We start from the raw sequence: 17,364 nt of genomic DNA on the forward strand, positions 1-17,364 counted from the left end.
TCGCTGACGCGTCCGGGCATCCGTCCGGGATGACAAAATTTGTGTTTTCAAATTGAACGATGTGACCCGACGGCCCTCTGCTTCCCGATCACACTTCCCCCGGAGGAGCGCAGCGAATTCCGGGGCCTGCCATGCGTTGGCCACCTGGCTGGATTCCCCTCCGGCAGGCCCCGGCACAAGGCCGGGGGAAATGTGTATTGTGTGTTTTGAATGATTGGCCCCGCGCAGGGCCACACCCCGCCCTGAAAACCAAGCCGGGAGTCCAGTCTGGCGCCCTGCTAGGCAAGGATTTCAGGGAGCGCGCCGCCCGGCGTGGGTGGGATTGAGAACAACAAAAAGCCGCGACACCCAGGGCATCGCGGCTCTTTATTTCAGCACATGCGTCGAAGCTTAAACCTCGACAATGCTCGCCTTGACGATCTTGCCAGGCTTTGCCGGTGGTTCGCCCTTGGGGATGGCGTCGACATGTTCCATGCCGTCAATCACTTCACCCCAGACGGTGTATTGATTGTCGAGATAGGGCACGGCATCCAGGCAGATGAAGAACTGGCTGTCGCCGCTATTCGGGTCGGACGAGCGCGCCATCGACATCGTGCCGCGGACATGTTTCTCGGCATTGAATTCGGCCGGGATCTTGGTGCCCGATCCGCCCATGCCATTGCCATTGGGGCAACCGCCCTGGGCAACGAAACCGTCGATCACGCGGTGGAAATTGAGACCGTCATAAAAGCCCTCCTTCACCAGTTCGGTGATGCGGGCGACGTGTTTGGGCGCCAGGTCGGGGCGTAGTTTGATCGTCACATCACCCGTTTCGAGGGTGAATACGAGTTGTTCTTCAGCCATTGAATTTACTCCAGAATTCGTGTCGGCACGGAAATTTCGCAAACATCCGGCAGGGCGCCGGCGGCATTGCGCAGTGAATCGAGATAGGCGGTGAAGGCGGCGCTCTGCGTGTCGATCACCTGGACGGGCGTGCGCTCGGCTTCGGGCAGGTCAGCGGCGATGCGCATCGAGTCGATCGTGTCCGGCACAAAGCCCGGATCCTGGCCCAGCGTGCCGACGCGCAACGCGTTGACCGCGTCCTGACCGGCGCGGACCCGGCCCCAGACGGTATAGATTGCGTTGAGGTGCTCGGCATCGCCGCGGGTGATGTAGAACTGGCTGCCGGCGCTGTTGGGATCATTGGTGCGCGCCATGGCGGCGGCGCCGGTGCAATGCAGCAGCCAGCTATTGATCATGCCGTCGCCGGTCAGGGCCGCAGCCGCCAGCGTCTGGGTGCCCGCAGGGAAGCCATTCCAGAAACCGGCCTTGGCCGATGCCGAGCCAGAGCCACGATTGATGACGCGGTCCTGCAATTCGCTGACCGGCAATTCTGCGCCGCGGCGAACCGTGAATTCCGCATTCAATGATGGCAGATCGGTCCGGTGATTGGGATTGCCGCGCGCGCCGCCACCCTGGGCCATGAAGCCATCGAGCACGCGGTGCCAGACGAGGAAATCATAGAATTGCGCCCGCGCCAGCGTCTTGATGCGCTCAACATGGGCCGGCGCAAATTCCGGCGCCAGCTCGACGACAATGCGGCCATGCGGCGTTTCGATATAGAGCGTGTTTTCCGGATCAAGATCGCGCCAGGCGGTTTCGGGGAAATCATAGGCCTGCGCAGCGCTTCCGCCTTGGGTGGCCTCGGCCTGGACCAGGGTGGCGATACCGGCATCATTGATCTCGCCGCTATCGGCTTCACGCGCGCAAGCCGCCGTCGACAGCCCGATTGCCAGGGCAAGGGAGAGTGAGAAATGTTTAATCACGCGAGACGCTCCTTCAAACGAACCTTGATCGCCGGGGGTACAAAAGCCGAGACCTCACCGCCCAGCGAGGCGATTTCCTTCACCAGACGCGATGAAATGGCCTGGTGGCGCGGATCGGCCATCAGGAAGACAGTCTCGATATCATCATTGAGCTGCTGATTCATCGCCACCATCTGAAACTCGTATTCGAAATCGGAGACGGCGCGCAGTCCGCGCACAATCGATTGCGCCCCGACCTGTTCAGCGAAATGCATCAACAGGCCTTCAAAGGGCTGCACCTCGATCAGCGTGCTGTCACCAAACTGGGCCGCTTGCGAGCGGATCATCTCGACCCGTTCCTCGAGCGTGAACAAGGGCTGTTTGGCGGCATTGATCGCGACACCGATAATCAGGCGATCAACCAGCTTCACCGCCCGTCCGATAATATCGAGATGGCCATTGGTGAGCGGATCGAAAGTGCCTGGATACAGCGCGGTTCGGGTCATGAAAATCAACTCTCCCGGCGGAGGCTATCTGCCCGCAGCTTTCACCAACTTATCGCCTATTACCGTGTTTGGCCGGGATTTTAAACGCCTGAAACTGCAAGCCGCCCGCAAGGCATGCCCGGGTCTGCCGAAAAATCCGGCCTTCCCCGGGCCAGACACCAATGCCTGTGCGTCAAATGCCGGCGGGATGCGGACATCATCGCGGACCCGGTTGCCGCAAGCCCGGCACGCCGCTTCGATCACTGGCGTCCGGCATTATCGCGACCAGAGACACGGGATCAGAACGGCCTGTCGAGGCGCAGGGTGAGCGTGCCGCGAGCGACAGGCCCACCCCCGGCCTGACTAGTCCTCGGCGGCGCCGCCCGCATCGGAGGCGCTGGCGTCCGGATTGCCGGCTTCGCCGTCAAACCCGTCATGCTCCCCGTCATTCTCGCCGCCCTCATCCTCATCGCCGGCATCCTGGATGCGCACGACGGCGACAACATTCTCTTTCTCATTGAGCCGGATCAGACGCACGCCGCGGGTCGAACGGCCCGCAATGCGCACTGTGTCGACCGGGAAGCGGATCAATTGCCCGCCATCGGTGACGGCCATGATCTGGTCGCTGTCATCGACGGCGAAACTGGCCGCCAGTTCGACACCGCGCTTGAGATCGGTCGCGGCCACGCCCTGATTGCCACGTCCCATGACGCGGTAATCATAGGCGCTGGAGCGCTTGCCCATGCCATCGACGCCGACGGTGAGGAGGAATTCCTCGGCGGCGCCGAGCTCGGCGATACGCTCCGGCGACAGGGCGGCAATCTCGCCGTCATCATCGCCATCGGCGGCATCGGCTCCAGAGGCGTCGGCCAGGGCCGGGTCATCACTCTCATCGCCGAGCGCCAGGCGCATGGCGGTGGCGTGTTTGAGATAGGCGCGTGCTTCCGGCGAGGTGACGTCAACATGATTGAGGATCGCCATCGAGATCAGGCTGTCGCCCGCGGCCAGACGGATACCGCGCACACCGACCGAGGAACGGCCGGCGAAGATGCGCACATCATCAACCGGGAAGCGGATGGCGCGGCCGCGATTGGAGACCAGGAAGACATCATTCGCCTCGGTGCACAGGCGCACGGCGACAATGCTGTCATCCTCTTCCAGCTTCATCGCGATCTTGCCATTGCGATTGACCTGGACGAAGTCGGACAGGCGGTTGCGGCGAACCGTGCCGCGGCCGGTCGCGAACATCACATTCAGCTCGCTCCAGCTGTCCTCGTCTTCCGGCAGCGCCATGATCGAGGTGATCGTCTCGCCCTGGTCGAGCGGCAGGAGATTGATCATCGCCTTGCCGCGCGTATTCGGCGCGCCCAGGGGCAGACGCCAGGCCTTGGTCTTGTAGACCATGCCGCGATTGGAGAAGAAGAGCAGCGGCGCGTGGGTCGAGGTCACGAACAGGGTCGTGATGAAATCCTCGTCCTTGGTCGCCATGCCCGAGCGGCCCTTGCCGCCGCGGCGCTGGGCCCGGTAATCGGACAGGGCCGTACGCTTGGCATAACCGCCATGGGTGACGGTGACGACCATCTCTTCGCGCGGGATGAGATCCTCGTCCTCGAAATCGAACTCGCCATCAATGAAGATGGAGCGGCGCGGCGTGCCGAAATTCTCGCGCACATCGGTGAGTTCGTCGCGAATGATCTCGATCACCCGGTCACGCGAACGCAGGATATCGAGCAGGTCGGCGATCTGTTCGGCCAGGGTCGCGGCCTCATTGCCCAGTTCGTCACGGCCCAGACCGGTCAGGCGGTTGAGGCGCAGTTCGAGGATGGCCCGCGCCTGTTCCTCGGTCAGTTTCAACGTCCCGTCCGGCTGCAGCACCGAGCGCGGATCCGCGACCAGGCTGACCAGCGGCGCCACATCATGCGCCGGCCAGGCGCGGGCCATCAGGCCTTCGCGCGCCGCGGCCGGATTCGGCGCCGCACGGATCAGGGCGATGACTTCATCGATATTGGCGACGGCGAGCGCCAGACCGACGATCACATGCGCGCGGTCGCGCGCCTTGGCGAGGTCGTGCTTGGCCCGGCGGGCGACGACTTCTTCGCGGAAGCGCAGGAATTCCTTGAGGATATCCATGACCCCGAGCAATTGCGGGCGGCCACGCACCAGGGAGAGCATATTGGCGCCGAAACTCGTCTGCATCGGCGACCAGCGATAGAGCTGGTTGAGGATGACATCGGCATTGGCATCGCGCTTGAGCTCGATGACAACGCGCATGCCGGTGCGATCGGATTCATCGCGCAGATCGGCAATACCCTCGATCTTCTTCTCGCGTACAAGGTCGGCGATCTTTTCGATCATCGTCGCCTTGTTCACCTGGAAGGGGATCTCGTGAACGATGATCGCCATGCGATCCTTGCGCACTTCCTCGACGCTGGTCAGCGAGCGCATGATGATCGAGCCACGCCCGGTCGCGACCGAACTGCGGGCACCGGAGCGGCCGAGAATCTGGGCGCCGGTCGGGAAATCCGGACCGGGAATGTGCTCAAGCAATTCCTCTTCGCCCATCAGCGGATTGTCGAGCAGGGCCAGCGTGCCATTGATCACTTCGACCAGATTATGCGGCGGAATATTGGTCGCCATGCCGACGGCGATACCGCCAGCCCCGTTGACCAGAAGATTGGGGAAGCGGGCCGGCAGAACCGTCGGTTCGCTTTCCTGGCCGTCATAGTTTTCGCGGAAATCAACGGTGGACTTGTCGATATCGGCCAAGAGCGCGCTGGCGGGCTTGTCCATGCGCACTTCGGTATAACGCATCGCGGCCGGCGGATCGCCATCAACCGAACCGAAATTGCCCTGCCCGTCGAGCAGCGGCAGACGCATCGACCAGGGCTGGGCCATGCGCACCAGCGAGTCGTAGACGGCCTGATCGCCATGCGGGTGGTATTTACCGATCACATCACCGACGACCCGCGCCGACTTGCGATAGGGCTTGTCCGGCGTGTAGCCGTTTTCATGCATCGACCAGAGAATACGGCGGTGCACCGGCTTGAGACCGTCACGCGAATCCGGGATGGCCCGGCTCACGATCACGCTCATCGCGTAATCGAGATAGGAGGTGCGCATCTCGTCTTCGATGGAAATATTGCCAACGCCTTCCGGCAGACCGGGTGGCGGGGTCAGAACATCATCGTGATCGCTCAAGGCGGTCCTCTCTCATTCGCGTCGCTGCCGGGTGAAAACCCCGCTGCGCAATGCAAAATGCCGCCTTGTATCGAGCACACAGAATCGGTGCGTGAATCAGGCGGCTTTCCTGTCATCAACACTTAACAATCGCAGGCCCGTAGGGCAAATGCGCTGGGCGGTTGCGACGCGGCGCCGGGACCGGCCCGAAGGCTGACAAGAAACTGTCTCGGACCGGTGCTAATCCAGGCCCGCTTGCCAAAGGCATCGGGGTGACGAATCCTGCGGCCCAGAGCTGATGGCCATGGATGTTTCAACCGGCCCAACGGAATGAAGACGATGAGAGATTCGAACCTGCTCTTCCGGGCGCTCGCCAGCCTCGCCCTGCTCGCCCTCACCGCCTGCGCCCATACGCCATCACCGCCCGCTGCCAGCGAAGAGCCGATCGTGCTGATGATCGGCCTCGACGGGCTGCGCTTTGATGCGATCGACCGCTGGGACGCGCCCAATCTGCGCGCGCTCGCCGCGCGCGGTACGCGGCCGGACCACATGATCCCGGTGATGCCGTCCAAGACTTTCACCAATTTCTACTCGCTCGCCACCGGCCTCTATCCGGATCGCCACGGCATGATCTCCAATGCGCCCTATGACCGGCGCTTCGACGCGGTTTATTCCAATCGCGAGGGCGGCGCGCAGGATCCGCGCTGGTGGGGCGGCGAGCCGATCTGGATCACGGCAGAGACCCAGAATATCCGCTCCGGCACCATGTTCTGGCCCGGATCGGAGATCGAGCATGATGGCGTGCGCCCCTCGATCTGGCACGCCTATGTCCATGAAATGCCCTATGAGGACCGCGTTGCGGAAGTGCTGTCCTGGTTCGATGCGTCGGCCGGACAGCGCCCGCGTCTGGCGACGATCTATTTCGACCATGTCGACACCATCACCCACCGCGCCGGCCCCTTCACGCCCGAGGAGGGCGAGGCCGTCGCCCGCGTCGATGCCCTGGTCGGCGCCCTGGTCGAGGGGCTGACCCGGCGCGGCCTGATCGAGCGCACCAATATCATCATCGTCTCCGATCACGGCATGGTGCCGGTCTCGATGGAGCGGCGCATTGCCCTTGATGCGCTCGCCGATCTGGACGGGCTCTTCATCCCGGAATTCGCCGGCCGCTACGGTGCCGGGCTCGAACCGCTGGTGATGGGCTATGGCGATGGCGAGATCGTCGACCGCGTCTATACCGCACTGAACGGTGCCGATGACCGCATCTCGGTCTATCGCCGCGGCGCCATGCCGGACGCCTGGCATTTCGACCATCCCGATCGCGGCCCCGACTTGCTGGTACTCGCCGAGCCGGGCTGGCTGCTGACGCTGAGCGATGCAGACTTTTCCGGCCCCTGGCCGGCGGGCATGCATGGTGCCCACGGCTATGACAATCGCGATGAGAGCATGGGCGCGACCTTCATCGGCGCCGGTCCGATCTTCCCCGCTGGCACGCGTCCGGCGGCCTTCGAAAGCGTCGATGTCTATCTGATGATCGCCTGTGCGCTTGGCCTCGATCCGGCGCCGACCGATGGCGATCCGGCCGAGGTGGCGCGGATCACCGGGGGGCGGTGCCCGGCCAACTAGGCCGGGCGCCTCGGTTCAGTCGGCATGCGCCAGGAATTCGGCACGGCTGACGCGACCATCGCTATCCGCGTCCATCTCGTCGAACACCTCATCGACGCCGCTCCGGGCCCCCGCCTCGGCATCACTGAGCACGCGCTCGATATAACGCGGGTCAAGCAGGGTTTCCTGCGCCGCCGGACCAAATTCGGCCATTGCCTCGGTGATCGAGGCCATCGCCTCACTGCGCAGGCCCTCGCCGAGCCGTCCGTCATCGGTCAGGCCGGCGAGATGATAGAGATCGACGCGGTTGAAATAGCCGTCGGCGTCGGCATCGACCCGGGCAAATTGCTGTTCCGGGTCGTCGCGGTCAGCGGTGGCGGTCTGAACCGGCATGATCGCCGTGACTGCGGTCAGCGCAAGGGTGGCCGCCAGGGCAGCTGGAATTGTCATCATCATGGGTAACTCCGTGAGCTTGAAGGGCAAACGGGCCCAGGGGCGCCGGACGGGACGCACGGGATAGGCTTCCACGAATTGCCGCACGGCTTCACTGGCGGTGATGCCACGTTCACGGCAGGCCGCCATGAAGGCCTGCTTGGCGGTATGGCCGAGCCGGACTTCCAGTGATTCAGAACGTTTCTCGTGGCGGTCTGTCATCATGCGTCACGCTTTCCCTGTTGCAGGGCCGGCGCGTCGGCCCGGCCCGAACCCGAACGGATTTCCCGCGCCATGAAAACAAATCCCGCGTCCCGATGCACGCAAAACCGTGTCCGGACAGCGTTAAATCGCCGAAAGGATTACGTTTAATTCCCACACGCTCCTCGCAGGGCCCGCGCGATGCGCAGACCGGATCGCGCACTGAACTGGCCGGACGCGGCCATCGGGCGTAAAAGCTGAGGCCCAACTGTCTGCCCCCCATGGAGACCATCATGTTGTCACGCATCCTGCCCTTGACCGCCCTTCTCCTGCTGCCCGCCGCGGCCTGCGCCCAGGGCGAGCCCGCCGAACAGCCGCACACCATCGCTGCCGCCAGCGGCGCGCTGATCATCCGCGATCGCAGCCCCGCCGGCACGGTGAGCCTGCATCAGGGGCCCGAAGGTGTCGTCATCCGCATCGAGGCCGATGGCCTGCCCGAAGACGCGCGCAGTCAGTGGCATGGCGCGCATCTGCACAGCATTGGCGATTGCTCGTCGGAGGACTTCACCTCTTCGGCCGGCCATATCAACCCGTCGGGACGCCAGCACGGCCTGCTCAACGCGCAAGGCCCCGACAATGCCGACCTGCCCAATCTCTGGGTCGATGCGGATGGCTCGATCCGCGCCGAGCTCTACACCACGCGCGTCAGCCTGCACAGCAGCGACACCGCGCCCGCCCTGCTCGACGAAGACGGTTCGGCCCTGGTCATCCATGCCGGCAGCGACGATCAGGTGAGCCAGCCCATCGGCGGCGCCGGCGCGCGCATCGCCTGTGCGGTGATCACCGCGCCCTAGCGTGCGGCGGGAAAACACCGCACACTGGCCGTCTGTTCAAATCGGGGGAAATCATCATGTACAAAACTGTCTGCCTGGGCACAGCCCTGCTGGCGCTGGCCGCCGCGCCCGCCCTGGCCGATGAGGCCTGGGTCACCGAGCTCGGCCCGGTCATCTATGAAGATGAAATCGGCCAATATGCCGTTTTCCTGCACTATGACGGCCCGGTCGCACACCGCACCTATATCCGCGGCCTCGCCGGAAATTTCGACAATCGCGGCCATTTCACCGGCTATTGGACCGAGCCGGAAAACGCGGGATCACGGACGCCAGCCTGCGATGTCGCGGTGGCCGACGAGAACGGGGCGATCACCCATCACTGGGGCCGCGTCGAGATCGATTTCCTGCAGCCCGGCTTTCCGGGCGAATGGGATGCGCTGATCGGCAATTGCCATGAAGCACCGTCGCGCAGCTGGAATGGCCGCCTCGATGACAGTTTCGACTATAGCGGTTTTGGCCCGCAGCAAGCTCCGTCGCCAAAGGGGCGCTGATCGGGGCCCAGAGCGGGTTCTGGCGCCGGTCCTGTCAGCGATCCGTCTCTCTCAGGACCATCGACTCGCCGGCCGGGGTGGCATCCACGGTCAGGACCTGGAATTCGCGCTCGATCACACGCGTGCCAAACACGGCGAACAGCGCGCCTGCGATCACCGCCGCGGCACAGAAGCCGGCGATGAAACTGCCGCGGTCGAGACCGGCAAGCAGATCGCCGATCGAGACCGATGGCCGCGCCCGCGCGGGCAATCCGGCCAATGCGGCCGGCGATGGATCAATGGCCAGCCGGTAGCCGACACGCGGCAGGGTGAGGATCAGGTCGGACCGGCCAAGCAGGCGCCGCAGACGCGAGATGGCCTGGTTGAGCGCCTCGTCCGATCCATCCTCATCCCACACCGTTTCAAGGAATTCATCGCGCGTTACCGGCGCGCCGCCGCGGCGCACCAGCAGGTCGAGCACGCCGGCCAGGCGCGGTTCGAGCCGATGGCTGCGCCCGCCGATTTCCAGCACGCCATTGCGCAGGTCGCAGACCGCCTCGCCGATCTGCACGGTCGATACAGCAGCGGAGCGGCGCGTTGAAACGGAGCTGGACATATTCATCATCATCTCTCGAAAATGTTTTCGTCAGGACAGGATAGCAGGGTTTTCCTAGGCCTCACCTTCTAGCACAAGACAGGAAGGCCCTGCCCATGAAAGCTTTTTCATCTCCCCTGGCGATAGCGCGCTTCGCCCTCACCCTGGCGGTCGCAACCCCGCTCATGCTTCCCGCCGCGACGGCCCAGCCCGAAGCGGCACTGGAGGCGCGGCTCGATGCCCGTTTCGACGAGCTGGCGCAGGCCGGCTTCACCGGCTTTGCCGCCATCGCCCGCGATGGCGAGATCATTTTCGCGCGCGGGGCCGGTTTCGCCGATCCCGCCACCCGCCGCCCCTTCACCCTCGACACCCAGGTCGACATCCTCTCGATCACCAAGAGTTTTACCGGCATGGCGATTGCCAGCCTGGTCGATGCCGGCCGCCTCTCGCCCGATGCGACCCTGGCCGATTTCTTCCCTGACGTGCCCGGTGACAAGGCCGCGATCACGGTGCAGCAATTGCTCACCCACACGGCGGGACTGCCCGATGCGGTCGGTGATGACTTCTCGGACGAGGGCTGGGACAGCGTCCGCGAGAAGGGCTTCGCCGCCGAGCTCCTGCATGCACCGGGCTCGGCCTATCGCTATTCCAATCTCGGCTTCAGCTTTCTCGCCGCCATCATCGAAAGCGTGACCGGGCGCACCTATGAGGATTATCTCGTCAATGATCTCCTGGTGCCGGCCGGGATTGAACAGACCGGCTATCTGTCGGTCTATGACGACGCGCTGGCAGCCCGCAGCAGTCGGGGCGAACCGGTAATCGACGCCTCCTGGGGCGGGCATGCACCGAACTGGAATCTGATCGGCAATGGCGGTCTGGTCTCGACACCACGCGATATGATCGCCTGGGAACACGCCTATCAGAATGCGACCATTGTCTCGCCGGCCGCGCGCGACCTGGCGCATGCGCCGCTGGTCCGCGAAGGCGAAGGCGCGCCGTCCTTTTATGGCTATGGCCTCGTGGTCGAGGACGATCCGCAATTTGGCCGCATCTACTGGCATAATGGCGGCAATCGCTCCTTCAACTCACATTGGCGCGTGCTGGCCGACCAGGGCTATCAGCTGTTCGCCACCACCAATCAGCGCAGCGTCTCTGCCGACCGGGCCATCGAAGCGCTGGTCGCGGCACTGATGGACCAGGAGTTCGAGGTGCAGCGTCCGCGCCAGGTACTCGCCGATCCCGCCGCCCTGCCGGACACCGCCGGCGGACGCGCCGCCGCCGAATTCCTCGCCATGATCGCCAGCGATGATGAGGCTGTCTGGCGCGACTATGTCCTCAACCGGATGAGCGATGACATGCGTGCCGTCGCCCCCATGGAGGGACATCTGGAAATGATGCGCCAGGTGCACCAGGATTTCGGTGATGCAGCGCTCGTTGCCGTGCTCGAGAGCCAGGACATGATCGAGCTGCACCTACGCGATCCGCAGACCGGTGAAACCATTCCGGTCGTCATCGAATACGCGGCAGACGGGTCGGTCACCGGCCTGCTGCTCGGCTAGGTCCAGCCCGGCCGCGCCACCATCAGGCCAAAGATCGCAATCAATGCGATGAAGGCCGGCCAGCCGAGCACAAACCAGATCCGCATCAGGCGGTGCACGCGGTCGGGGACAGCCTCCCCGGCCGCAACCGCGGCCGCCATCAGCCGCCGCACTTCGATCTGGATCCACACCACCGGCAGCCAGCAGGCGCCGATGAAGATGTAGAGCCCATAACTGATCAAGAGCCAGGGCGCCGTCAGCGGCCAGCCGGCCAGATGCGCCAGCGCCACTCCCGTCAGCGGCTGGGCGATGACGGCGGTGGTGGTAAACACCCAGTCGGCGAGCACGACATGTTTCGCCGCCAGGGCAAAGCCCGGTGCATCGCCGGAACGCCAGGCCATCAGCAGGAAAAAGGCGATCGCCGCACCGGAGCCGAACAACACGCCTGAGGAGAGGATATGGGCGGTCTTGGTGACCAAATAGAGCTCCATCAGCGCTCATCCTCGGTTGCCGCAATCATCAGCGCCAGCGCCATCATCGGGAAGACTTTCAGAATCGGCCCGAGCGCGTCGGCCCACAGGCCGGGCAGGGTCAGGCTGAGCGCCAGGATATAGGCGAAAGTGCCGGCGATCATGACCGCCGCGATCCAGCGCACGCGCCATTTGGCAATCATCGCCGCGCCGACAGCGATGTCGAAGGCCGAGCCGAACCAGAGCAGGAAGGCCTGCATGGCGGGGCTGTAGCCCGCTGCCTGCAGCACGGAATAGGCGCTGTCGCTGGCAATCGTCAGCGAAAGAATGCCCGTCGCCAGCCAATAGAGACCCAGCACCCAGCGCGCGACCGGGCGGGCAAAGCCGAGCCGGGCATGCCAGCGATCCTGCAGCCCGGCCGGGTCGCTGGCGAGATAGGCGTCGAAACCGCGCGGCGTCGCACCGGTCGCGTCGAGCCAGCCGGAGGGGTCGCCCTCCACGTCGTGATCGAGCTGTTGCAGCGCCGTCGTCCGCATCGAAGTGCGCACACCCATCCAGCCCAGCAGATCACCAACGGCAAAGGCCGGCGCCGCGAGCCAGCGCGGCACATGCCAGATCCGCGTCTTCCCGAAACCAAGCCAGCGGCGATAGCCGCGCACCAGTTCATCCATGGTGACGCGCTGCGGCCCACCGACATCCCAGCACACCCGCGACGGCGCATCCGGCCGCAGCAGATCGCCGACCGCGGCGCCGAGATCCTCCACCGCGATGGGGCGAAACACCTGCTCGCCGCCGACCAGCGGCGTCAGCCAGGGAATACCGCACAGCGCCCGCACCAGCGCCGTGCCGCCATAGACATTGCGCGCAATCACCAGCGAAGGCCGCAGAATGACCCAGTCGAGATCGAGCGCGATCAATGCCGCCTCGCCATCCTGCTTGTCGCGGGCATAGGCCGAGCCGGAGGCCGCGTCCGCACCGACCGCGGATATATGGATCACCCGCCGCACACCGGCCTCGCGACAAGCCTGGAACAGGGCTGCGGCGCCATCGACATGGGCGGCACGGCTGCTATCGCCGAGCCCGTCCTGCAACACGCCGACGCAATTGATCACCGCATCGATGCCGGCCAGCCGCGGCAACCAGTCGGCGGCGCTGTCATGGCGGAAATCGCAGGCGACCCAGTCAAGATCCGGCGCGCGGCGCTGCGCCGCATCAATCTGCCGGCCGGCGGCGATGATCGTATGGCCGCTGCTGTTCAGCCGTGCGGCCAGGTGCGATCCGATGAAGCCGGATGCCCCGGTGATGAGGATTTTCATGGCCGCTCGCCCCTCAGCCGCGGATGGTGTCCGCTACCGCCCCTATTGCGATTCGGCCTGCTGGCCTTCGCGGACCCGGGCCAGATTGGCATTCATATTATTGCTGATCGCCGTGCGCAAAGCCGGCCAGACAGCTTCGACCTTGAGCCATTCGGCGCCCGGCATCGGAGCGCTGTTGATGGCGGCATAATAGGCTGCATTGCCGTAGGAACAGGCCCACCAGGGTGAGGCCTGGCTGGTGAAGACTTCACCGGATTCGATCACGGCGGCGAGCGCCGCTTCCATGCGCGCCGTATCCGAATTCATCAAGGCCGTCACGGCCGGACCGGCCTGCTGGGATGAGGCGGTGACCACCGCAAGCGCCGTCGGATCAATGCAGCGCGAAGCGTCATAAATCGTCCGGGCACGCCCGAGGAAATAGGCATGAAGGGCGCGGTCCGGATCGCTCTCAACGGTCAGGCGTGCGACCTCGAACAGGAAGATCGGCGGATTGGTATCGCGCCGCTGCCATAATTGCTCGGCGATCACCGGCGCCCGGTCCGGCGCGCTGCCCTGCAAGGTCGCCAGGGTGACCAGAACATCACCCCAGGCCGCATCGCCGACGACAAATTGCGACTCGGTGCCCTCATCCATCACCGACATGATCGCGGGATGGCGCATATTGTCGTCCGCGCCCTGCGCCCAGGCCGGCGTCGCCAGCAGGAAGCCGGCGAGGATCATCAATGGAATACGCATCATCAGCTCCTCTGTCCCGCGACGGCCCTCTGACTGGCTGGAACGGGTCCGGCTAGAACGGGATTTCATCGTCCATGTCAGCGCTGCGGAAATCTTCCTTCGGCCCGTCAACCGCGCGCTGAGGCGAACGCTCGTTCGACTCAAAACTACCGCCACCGCCGCCATAGGAACCACCGCCCTCGCCCTTGCTGTCGAGCATCTGCAATTCGCCGCGATACTTCTGCAGCACGATTTCGGTATTGTATTTGTCGACGCCGTTCTGGTCGGTCCATTTGCGGGTCTGCAGCGCGCCTTCGATATAAACCTTGGCGCCCTTCTTCAGATAATTCTCGGCGACCTTGGCGAGCTGGTCGTTGAAGATGACGACGCTGTGCCATTCGGTCTTCTCGCGGCGCTCGCCGGAGGTCTTGTCGCGCCAGCTTTCCGAGGTCGCGATGCGCAGATTGCACACCGGATCGCCATTCGGCAGACGCCGGGTCTCCGGATCCTTGCCCAGATTGCCCACCAGAATGACCTTGTTCACAGATCCCGCCATCGCCCATTCTCCATAAATCTTGTTGCACGGCTTGTGCGCCGGGCCAATTTGTTCACATTCTGTTCCGCAGGTCAAATTTGCCTGCGAGTCGGAGGGATTTGAACGGAGTGGGGGCACAGAGTCCAGCGAGGCGCGCGGCAGCATGCCGATCGAACACAGGCCCGATGCTTGCCCAGCTCCACTTCCTGCCTACATGGTGTCAGCATACCCGCATCTCGCCGCTGGACGCAGCGCGCCTTGTTCTCTAAATGTTCGGAATATCTCCCCGCCCGCGACTCGGCAGACGAAAGACATTTCATGGCCCTCGACACCATCCGCGTGCGCGGTGCGCGCGAACATAATCTCAAGAATGTTTCCGTGGACCTGCCGCGCGACAAGCTGATCGTGTTCACCGGCCTGTCGGGCTCGGGCAAGTCCTCGCTGGCGTTTGACACGATCTATGCCGAGGGGCAGCGGCGCTATGTCGAGAGCCTGTCGGCCTATGCGCGCCAATTCCTCGAACTGATGTCGAAGCCGGACATGGATTCGATCGAGGGCCTGTCGCCGGCGATCTCGATCGAGCAGAAGACGACCTCGAAGAATCCGCGCTCGACGGTCGGCACCGTCACCGAGATTTACGATTATATGCGCCTGTTATGGGCCCGCGTCGGCGTGCCCTATTCGCCCGCCACCGGCCTGCCGATCCGCTCCCAGACCGTCAGCCAGATGGTCGACAGGCTGATGGCGCTCGAGGATGGCGCCCGCCTCTATCTGCTGGCGCCCGTGGTGCGCGGCCGCAAGGGCGAATACCGCAAGGAATTCGCCGAATGGCTGAAAGCCGGCTTCCAGCGCGTCAAGGTCAATGGCGAGTTCTATACGCTCGAGGAAGCCCCCGTTCTCGACAAGAAATTCAAGCACGATATCGATGTCGTGGTCGACCGGCTGGTGATCAAGCCGGGCCTGGAAGACCGCCTCGCCGACAGTCTGGAAACCGCCCTGCGGCTGGCCGATGGCCTGGCGATTGCCGAATTCGCCGATATCAGCGAAGAGACCGGCGAGGCCGAGCGCCTGATCTTCTCGCAGAAATTCGCCTGCCCGGTCTCCGGCTTTACCATTGCCGAGATCGAGCCGCGGCTCTTCTCCTTCAACAACCCGTTCGGCGCCTGCCCGGCCTGTGACGGGCTCGGCCAGTCGCTGAAATTCGACGAGGATCTCGTCGCCCCCGACCGCGACAAGTCGCTGACCAATGGCGCCATCGCGCCCTGGAGCCGGGCGACGTCCAAGCTCTACCAGCAGACCCTGCAGGCGCTGGCGGAGCATTTCGGCGGCGACATGTTCAAGCCCTGGCGCGAATTGCCGGAGGATTTCCGCAAGGTGATCCTGTTCGGCACCAAGGAAGACATCACCTTCGTCTATGAAGACGGCTTGCGGAAATTCGAGACGAAGAAGCCGTTCGAGGGCGTGATCCCCAATCTGGAGCGGCGCTGGCGCGAGACCGATTCAAGCTGGGTGCGCGAGGATCTCGGCCGCTTCCAGTCCTCCCAGCCGTGCGAGACCTGCCATGGCCGCCGCCTCAAGCCGGAAGCCCTGTGCGTCAAGATCGCCGATCACGACATCGCCCAGACCGGCACAATGCCGATCCGTGTCGCGCGCGACTGGTTTGGTGCCATCGAGAAAACACTCTCGGCCAAGGACCAGCAGATCGCCGAGCGCATCCTCAAGGAAATCCGCGAGCGGCTGAAATTCCTCGTCGATGTCGGGCTGGACTATCTCACGCTGGATCGCGCTTCCGGCACATTGTCCGGCGGCGAGAGCCAGCGCATCCGCCTCGCCAGCCAGATCGGCTCCGGCCTGACCGGCGTGCTCTATGTCCTCGACGAGCCCTCGATCGGCCTGCACCAGCGCGACAATACCCGCCTGCTGGAAAGCCTGCGCGGCCTGCGTGATCTGGGCAATACGGTGATCATTGTCGAGCATGATGAAGAGGCGATCCTGACCGCCGACCATGTCGTCGATCTCGGCCCCGCCGCCGGCGTGCATGGCGGCGAGATCATCGCCGAGGGCGTGCCCGCCGATATCCTCGCCAGCGAAGCCAGCCTGACCGGCCAGTATCTGCGCGGCACACGGCGGATCGAGATCCCGGCCAAACGGCGCAAGATCGACAAGAAGCGCACCGTGCGTGTCGTCGATGCGACCGGCAATAATCTCAAGAAAATCTCGGCCGACTTCCCGCTCGGCGTGATGACCTGTGTCACCGGTGTCTCCGGCGGCGGCAAGTCGACCCTGACGATCGAGACCCTCTACAAGGCCGCCGCGCGCAAGCTGGCCAAGGCGCAGACCGTGCCGGGCCCGCATGAGCGCATCGAGGGGCTGGATCAGCTCGACAAGATCATCGATATCGACCAGTCGCCGATCGGGCGCACGCCGCGCTCCAATCCGGCGACCTATACCGGCGCCTTCACGCCGATCCGCGAATGGTTCGCCCAGCTCCCGGACTCGAAGACCCGCGGCTACAAGCCCGGCCGCTTCTCCTTCAACGTCAAGGGCGGGCGCTGCGAGGCCTGCCAGGGCGATGGCGTGGTGAAGATCGAGATGCACTTCCTGCCGGACGTCTATGTGCCCTGCGATGTCTGCCATGGCGCCCGCTTCAATCGCGAGACGCTGGAGGTCAAGTTCAAGGGCAAGTCCATCGCCGATGTGCTCGACATGACGGTCGAGGAAGGCGCCGATTTCTTCAAGGCGGTCCCGGCCGTGCGCGACAAGATGGAAACGCTCAAGCGCGTCGGGCTCGGCTATATCAAGATCGGCCAGCCCGCGACCCAGCTCTCCGGCGGCGAGGCCCAGCGCGTCAAGCTCTCCAAGGAACTGGCCAAGCGCGCTACCGGCAAGACGCTCTACATCCTCGACGAGCCGACCACCGGCCTGCATTTCGAGGATATCCGCAAACTGCTGGAAGTCCTGCACGAGCTGGTCGAGACCGGCAATACCGTCGTGGTGATCGAGCATAATCTCGACGTCATCAAGACCGCCGACTGGCTGATCGATCTCGGCCCCGAAGGCGGCGATGGCGGCGGCGAGATTGTTGCGGTCGGCACGCCGGAACAGGTCGCAAAAGTCGAGGCGAGCTGGACCGGGCGCTATCTGGCACC

General features: G+C 64.3%; 15 protein-coding genes. 5 read left to right on the forward strand and 10 right to left on the reverse strand.

Annotated features, from left to right (window positions below):
• Positions 1-390: 390 nt before the first annotated feature.
• The 4 genes from AAC023_RS09695 to gyrA form a co-directional block, all read right to left on the reverse strand.
• Positions 391-843, reverse strand: a complete 453-nt coding sequence (locus tag AAC023_RS09695; RefSeq protein ID WP_339740607.1) for a peptidylprolyl isomerase — start codon at positions 841-843, stop codon at positions 391-393.
• Between the two features lie 5 nt (positions 844-848).
• The gene (locus AAC023_RS09700; RefSeq protein WP_339740609.1) at positions 849-1,805 is read right to left on the reverse strand and encodes a peptidylprolyl isomerase; all 957 of its coding nucleotides are present in this window, start codon (positions 1,803-1,805) and stop codon (positions 849-851) included.
• On the reverse strand, positions 1,802-2,290 hold the full coding sequence (coaD, locus tag AAC023_RS09705; protein ID WP_339740611.1) for a pantetheine-phosphate adenylyltransferase: 489 nt from the start codon (positions 2,288-2,290) through the stop codon (positions 1,802-1,804). The genes AAC023_RS09700 and coaD overlap by 4 nt, the downstream gene beginning before the upstream one ends.
• 342 nt (positions 2,291-2,632) lie before the next feature.
• Positions 2,633-5,467, reverse strand: a complete 2,835-nt coding sequence (gene gyrA / locus AAC023_RS09710) for a DNA gyrase subunit A (protein ID WP_339740613.1) — start codon at positions 5,465-5,467, stop codon at positions 2,633-2,635.
• Positions 5,468-5,785: 318 nt separating this feature from the next.
• Here gyrA and AAC023_RS09715 point away from each other — a divergent pair, with 318 nt between their 5' ends.
• Positions 5,786-7,072 (forward strand): nucleotide pyrophosphatase/phosphodiesterase family protein, encoded by a 1,287-nt coding sequence (locus AAC023_RS09715; RefSeq protein WP_339740615.1) that lies wholly within the window; start codon positions 5,786-5,788, stop codon positions 7,070-7,072.
• A gap of 15 nt (positions 7,073-7,087) precedes the next feature.
• Here AAC023_RS09715 and AAC023_RS09720 read toward each other — a convergent pair whose 3' ends face one another.
• Positions 7,088-7,708, reverse strand: a complete 621-nt coding sequence (locus tag AAC023_RS09720) for an EF-hand domain-containing protein (protein WP_339740617.1) — start codon at positions 7,706-7,708, stop codon at positions 7,088-7,090.
• A gap of 269 nt (positions 7,709-7,977) precedes the next feature.
• On the opposite strand from AAC023_RS09720, the gene AAC023_RS09725 reads away from it, so the two are divergent.
• Positions 7,978-8,538 carry a superoxide dismutase family protein gene (locus AAC023_RS09725; RefSeq protein ID WP_339740619.1) on the forward strand — a complete coding sequence of 187 codons (561 nt, stop codon included), beginning with the start codon at positions 7,978-7,980 and terminating at the stop codon, positions 8,536-8,538.
• 56 nt (positions 8,539-8,594) lie between these two features.
• Positions 8,595-9,068, forward strand: a complete 474-nt coding sequence (locus tag AAC023_RS09730; RefSeq protein ID WP_339740622.1) for a hypothetical protein — start codon at positions 8,595-8,597, stop codon at positions 9,066-9,068.
• Between the two features lie 34 nt (positions 9,069-9,102).
• On the opposite strand, the gene AAC023_RS09735 is transcribed toward AAC023_RS09730, so the two are convergent.
• Positions 9,103-9,675 (reverse strand): winged helix-turn-helix domain-containing protein, encoded by a 573-nt coding sequence (locus tag AAC023_RS09735; protein ID WP_339740624.1) that lies wholly within the window; start codon positions 9,673-9,675, stop codon positions 9,103-9,105.
• Between the two features lie 83 nt (positions 9,676-9,758).
• Here AAC023_RS09735 and AAC023_RS09740 point away from each other — a divergent pair, with 83 nt between their 5' ends.
• On the forward strand, positions 9,759-11,201 hold the full coding sequence (locus AAC023_RS09740) for a serine hydrolase domain-containing protein (RefSeq protein ID WP_339740626.1): 1,443 nt from the start codon (positions 9,759-9,761) through the stop codon (positions 11,199-11,201).
• On the opposite strand, the gene AAC023_RS09745 is transcribed toward AAC023_RS09740, so the two are convergent.
• Genes AAC023_RS09745 through ssb form a run of 4 tightly spaced genes read right to left on the reverse strand, consistent with a single transcriptional unit; the run spans position 11,198 to position 14,236 of the window.
• Complete coding sequence (locus AAC023_RS09745; RefSeq protein WP_339740629.1) at positions 11,198-11,671, reverse strand: DUF2269 domain-containing protein; 474 nt, start codon at positions 11,669-11,671, stop codon at positions 11,198-11,200. The two genes, AAC023_RS09740 and AAC023_RS09745, sit on opposite strands and share 4 nt — an antisense overlap.
• Complete coding sequence (locus AAC023_RS09750; RefSeq protein WP_339740631.1) at positions 11,671-12,966, reverse strand: NAD(P)H-binding protein; 1,296 nt, start codon at positions 12,964-12,966, stop codon at positions 11,671-11,673. Before AAC023_RS09750 ends, AAC023_RS09745 begins: the two co-directional genes overlap by 1 nt.
• Before the next feature lie 42 nt (positions 12,967-13,008).
• A complete protein-coding gene (locus tag AAC023_RS09755) occupies positions 13,009-13,704 on the reverse strand; it encodes a hypothetical protein (RefSeq protein WP_339740633.1) in 696 nt (231 codons plus the stop codon).
• A gap of 49 nt (positions 13,705-13,753) precedes the next feature.
• The gene (ssb, locus tag AAC023_RS09760; RefSeq protein WP_339740635.1) at positions 13,754-14,236 is read right to left on the reverse strand and encodes a single-stranded DNA-binding protein; all 483 of its coding nucleotides are present in this window, start codon (positions 14,234-14,236) and stop codon (positions 13,754-13,756) included.
• 297 nt (positions 14,237-14,533) lie between these two features.
• Here ssb and uvrA point away from each other — a divergent pair.
• The coding region (gene uvrA, locus AAC023_RS09765; protein ID WP_339740638.1) for an excinuclease ABC subunit UvrA at positions 14,534-17,364 on the forward strand (2,831 nt) is incomplete at its 3' end.

The sequence above is a fragment of the uncultured Maricaulis sp. genome (assembly GCF_963976135.1).
GTDB lineage: Bacteria > Pseudomonadota > Alphaproteobacteria > Caulobacterales > Maricaulaceae > Maricaulis.

What these genes read in the sequence shown, in the direction of transcription:
- AAC023_RS09695 (WP_339740607.1), bottom strand. Translation starts at nt 843, where the DNA reads ATGGCTGAAGAACAACTCGTATTCACCCTCGAAACGGGTGATGTGACG.
- coaD (WP_339740611.1), bottom strand. Translation starts at nt 2,290, where the DNA reads ATGACCCGAACCGCGCTGTATCCAGGCACTTTCGATCCGCTCACCAAT.
- AAC023_RS09715 (WP_339740615.1), top strand. Translation starts at nt 5,786, where the DNA reads ATGAGAGATTCGAACCTGCTCTTCCGGGCGCTCGCCAGCCTCGCCCTG.
- AAC023_RS09720 (WP_339740617.1), bottom strand. Translation starts at nt 7,708, where the DNA reads ATGATGACAGACCGCCACGAGAAACGTTCTGAATCACTGGAAGTCCGG.
- AAC023_RS09725 (WP_339740619.1), top strand. Translation starts at nt 7,978, where the DNA reads ATGTTGTCACGCATCCTGCCCTTGACCGCCCTTCTCCTGCTGCCCGCC.
- AAC023_RS09730 (WP_339740622.1), top strand. Translation starts at nt 8,595, where the DNA reads ATGTACAAAACTGTCTGCCTGGGCACAGCCCTGCTGGCGCTGGCCGCC.
- AAC023_RS09735 (WP_339740624.1), bottom strand. Translation starts at nt 9,675, where the DNA reads ATGATGATGAATATGTCCAGCTCCGTTTCAACGCGCCGCTCCGCTGCT.
- AAC023_RS09740 (WP_339740626.1), top strand. Translation starts at nt 9,759, where the DNA reads ATGAAAGCTTTTTCATCTCCCCTGGCGATAGCGCGCTTCGCCCTCACC.
- AAC023_RS09745 (WP_339740629.1), bottom strand. Translation starts at nt 11,671, where the DNA reads ATGGAGCTCTATTTGGTCACCAAGACCGCCCATATCCTCTCCTCAGGC.
- AAC023_RS09750 (WP_339740631.1), bottom strand. Translation starts at nt 12,966, where the DNA reads ATGAAAATCCTCATCACCGGGGCATCCGGCTTCATCGGATCGCACCTG.
- AAC023_RS09755 (WP_339740633.1), bottom strand. Translation starts at nt 13,704, where the DNA reads ATGATGCGTATTCCATTGATGATCCTCGCCGGCTTCCTGCTGGCGACG.
- ssb (WP_339740635.1), bottom strand. Translation starts at nt 14,236, where the DNA reads ATGGCGGGATCTGTGAACAAGGTCATTCTGGTGGGCAATCTGGGCAAG.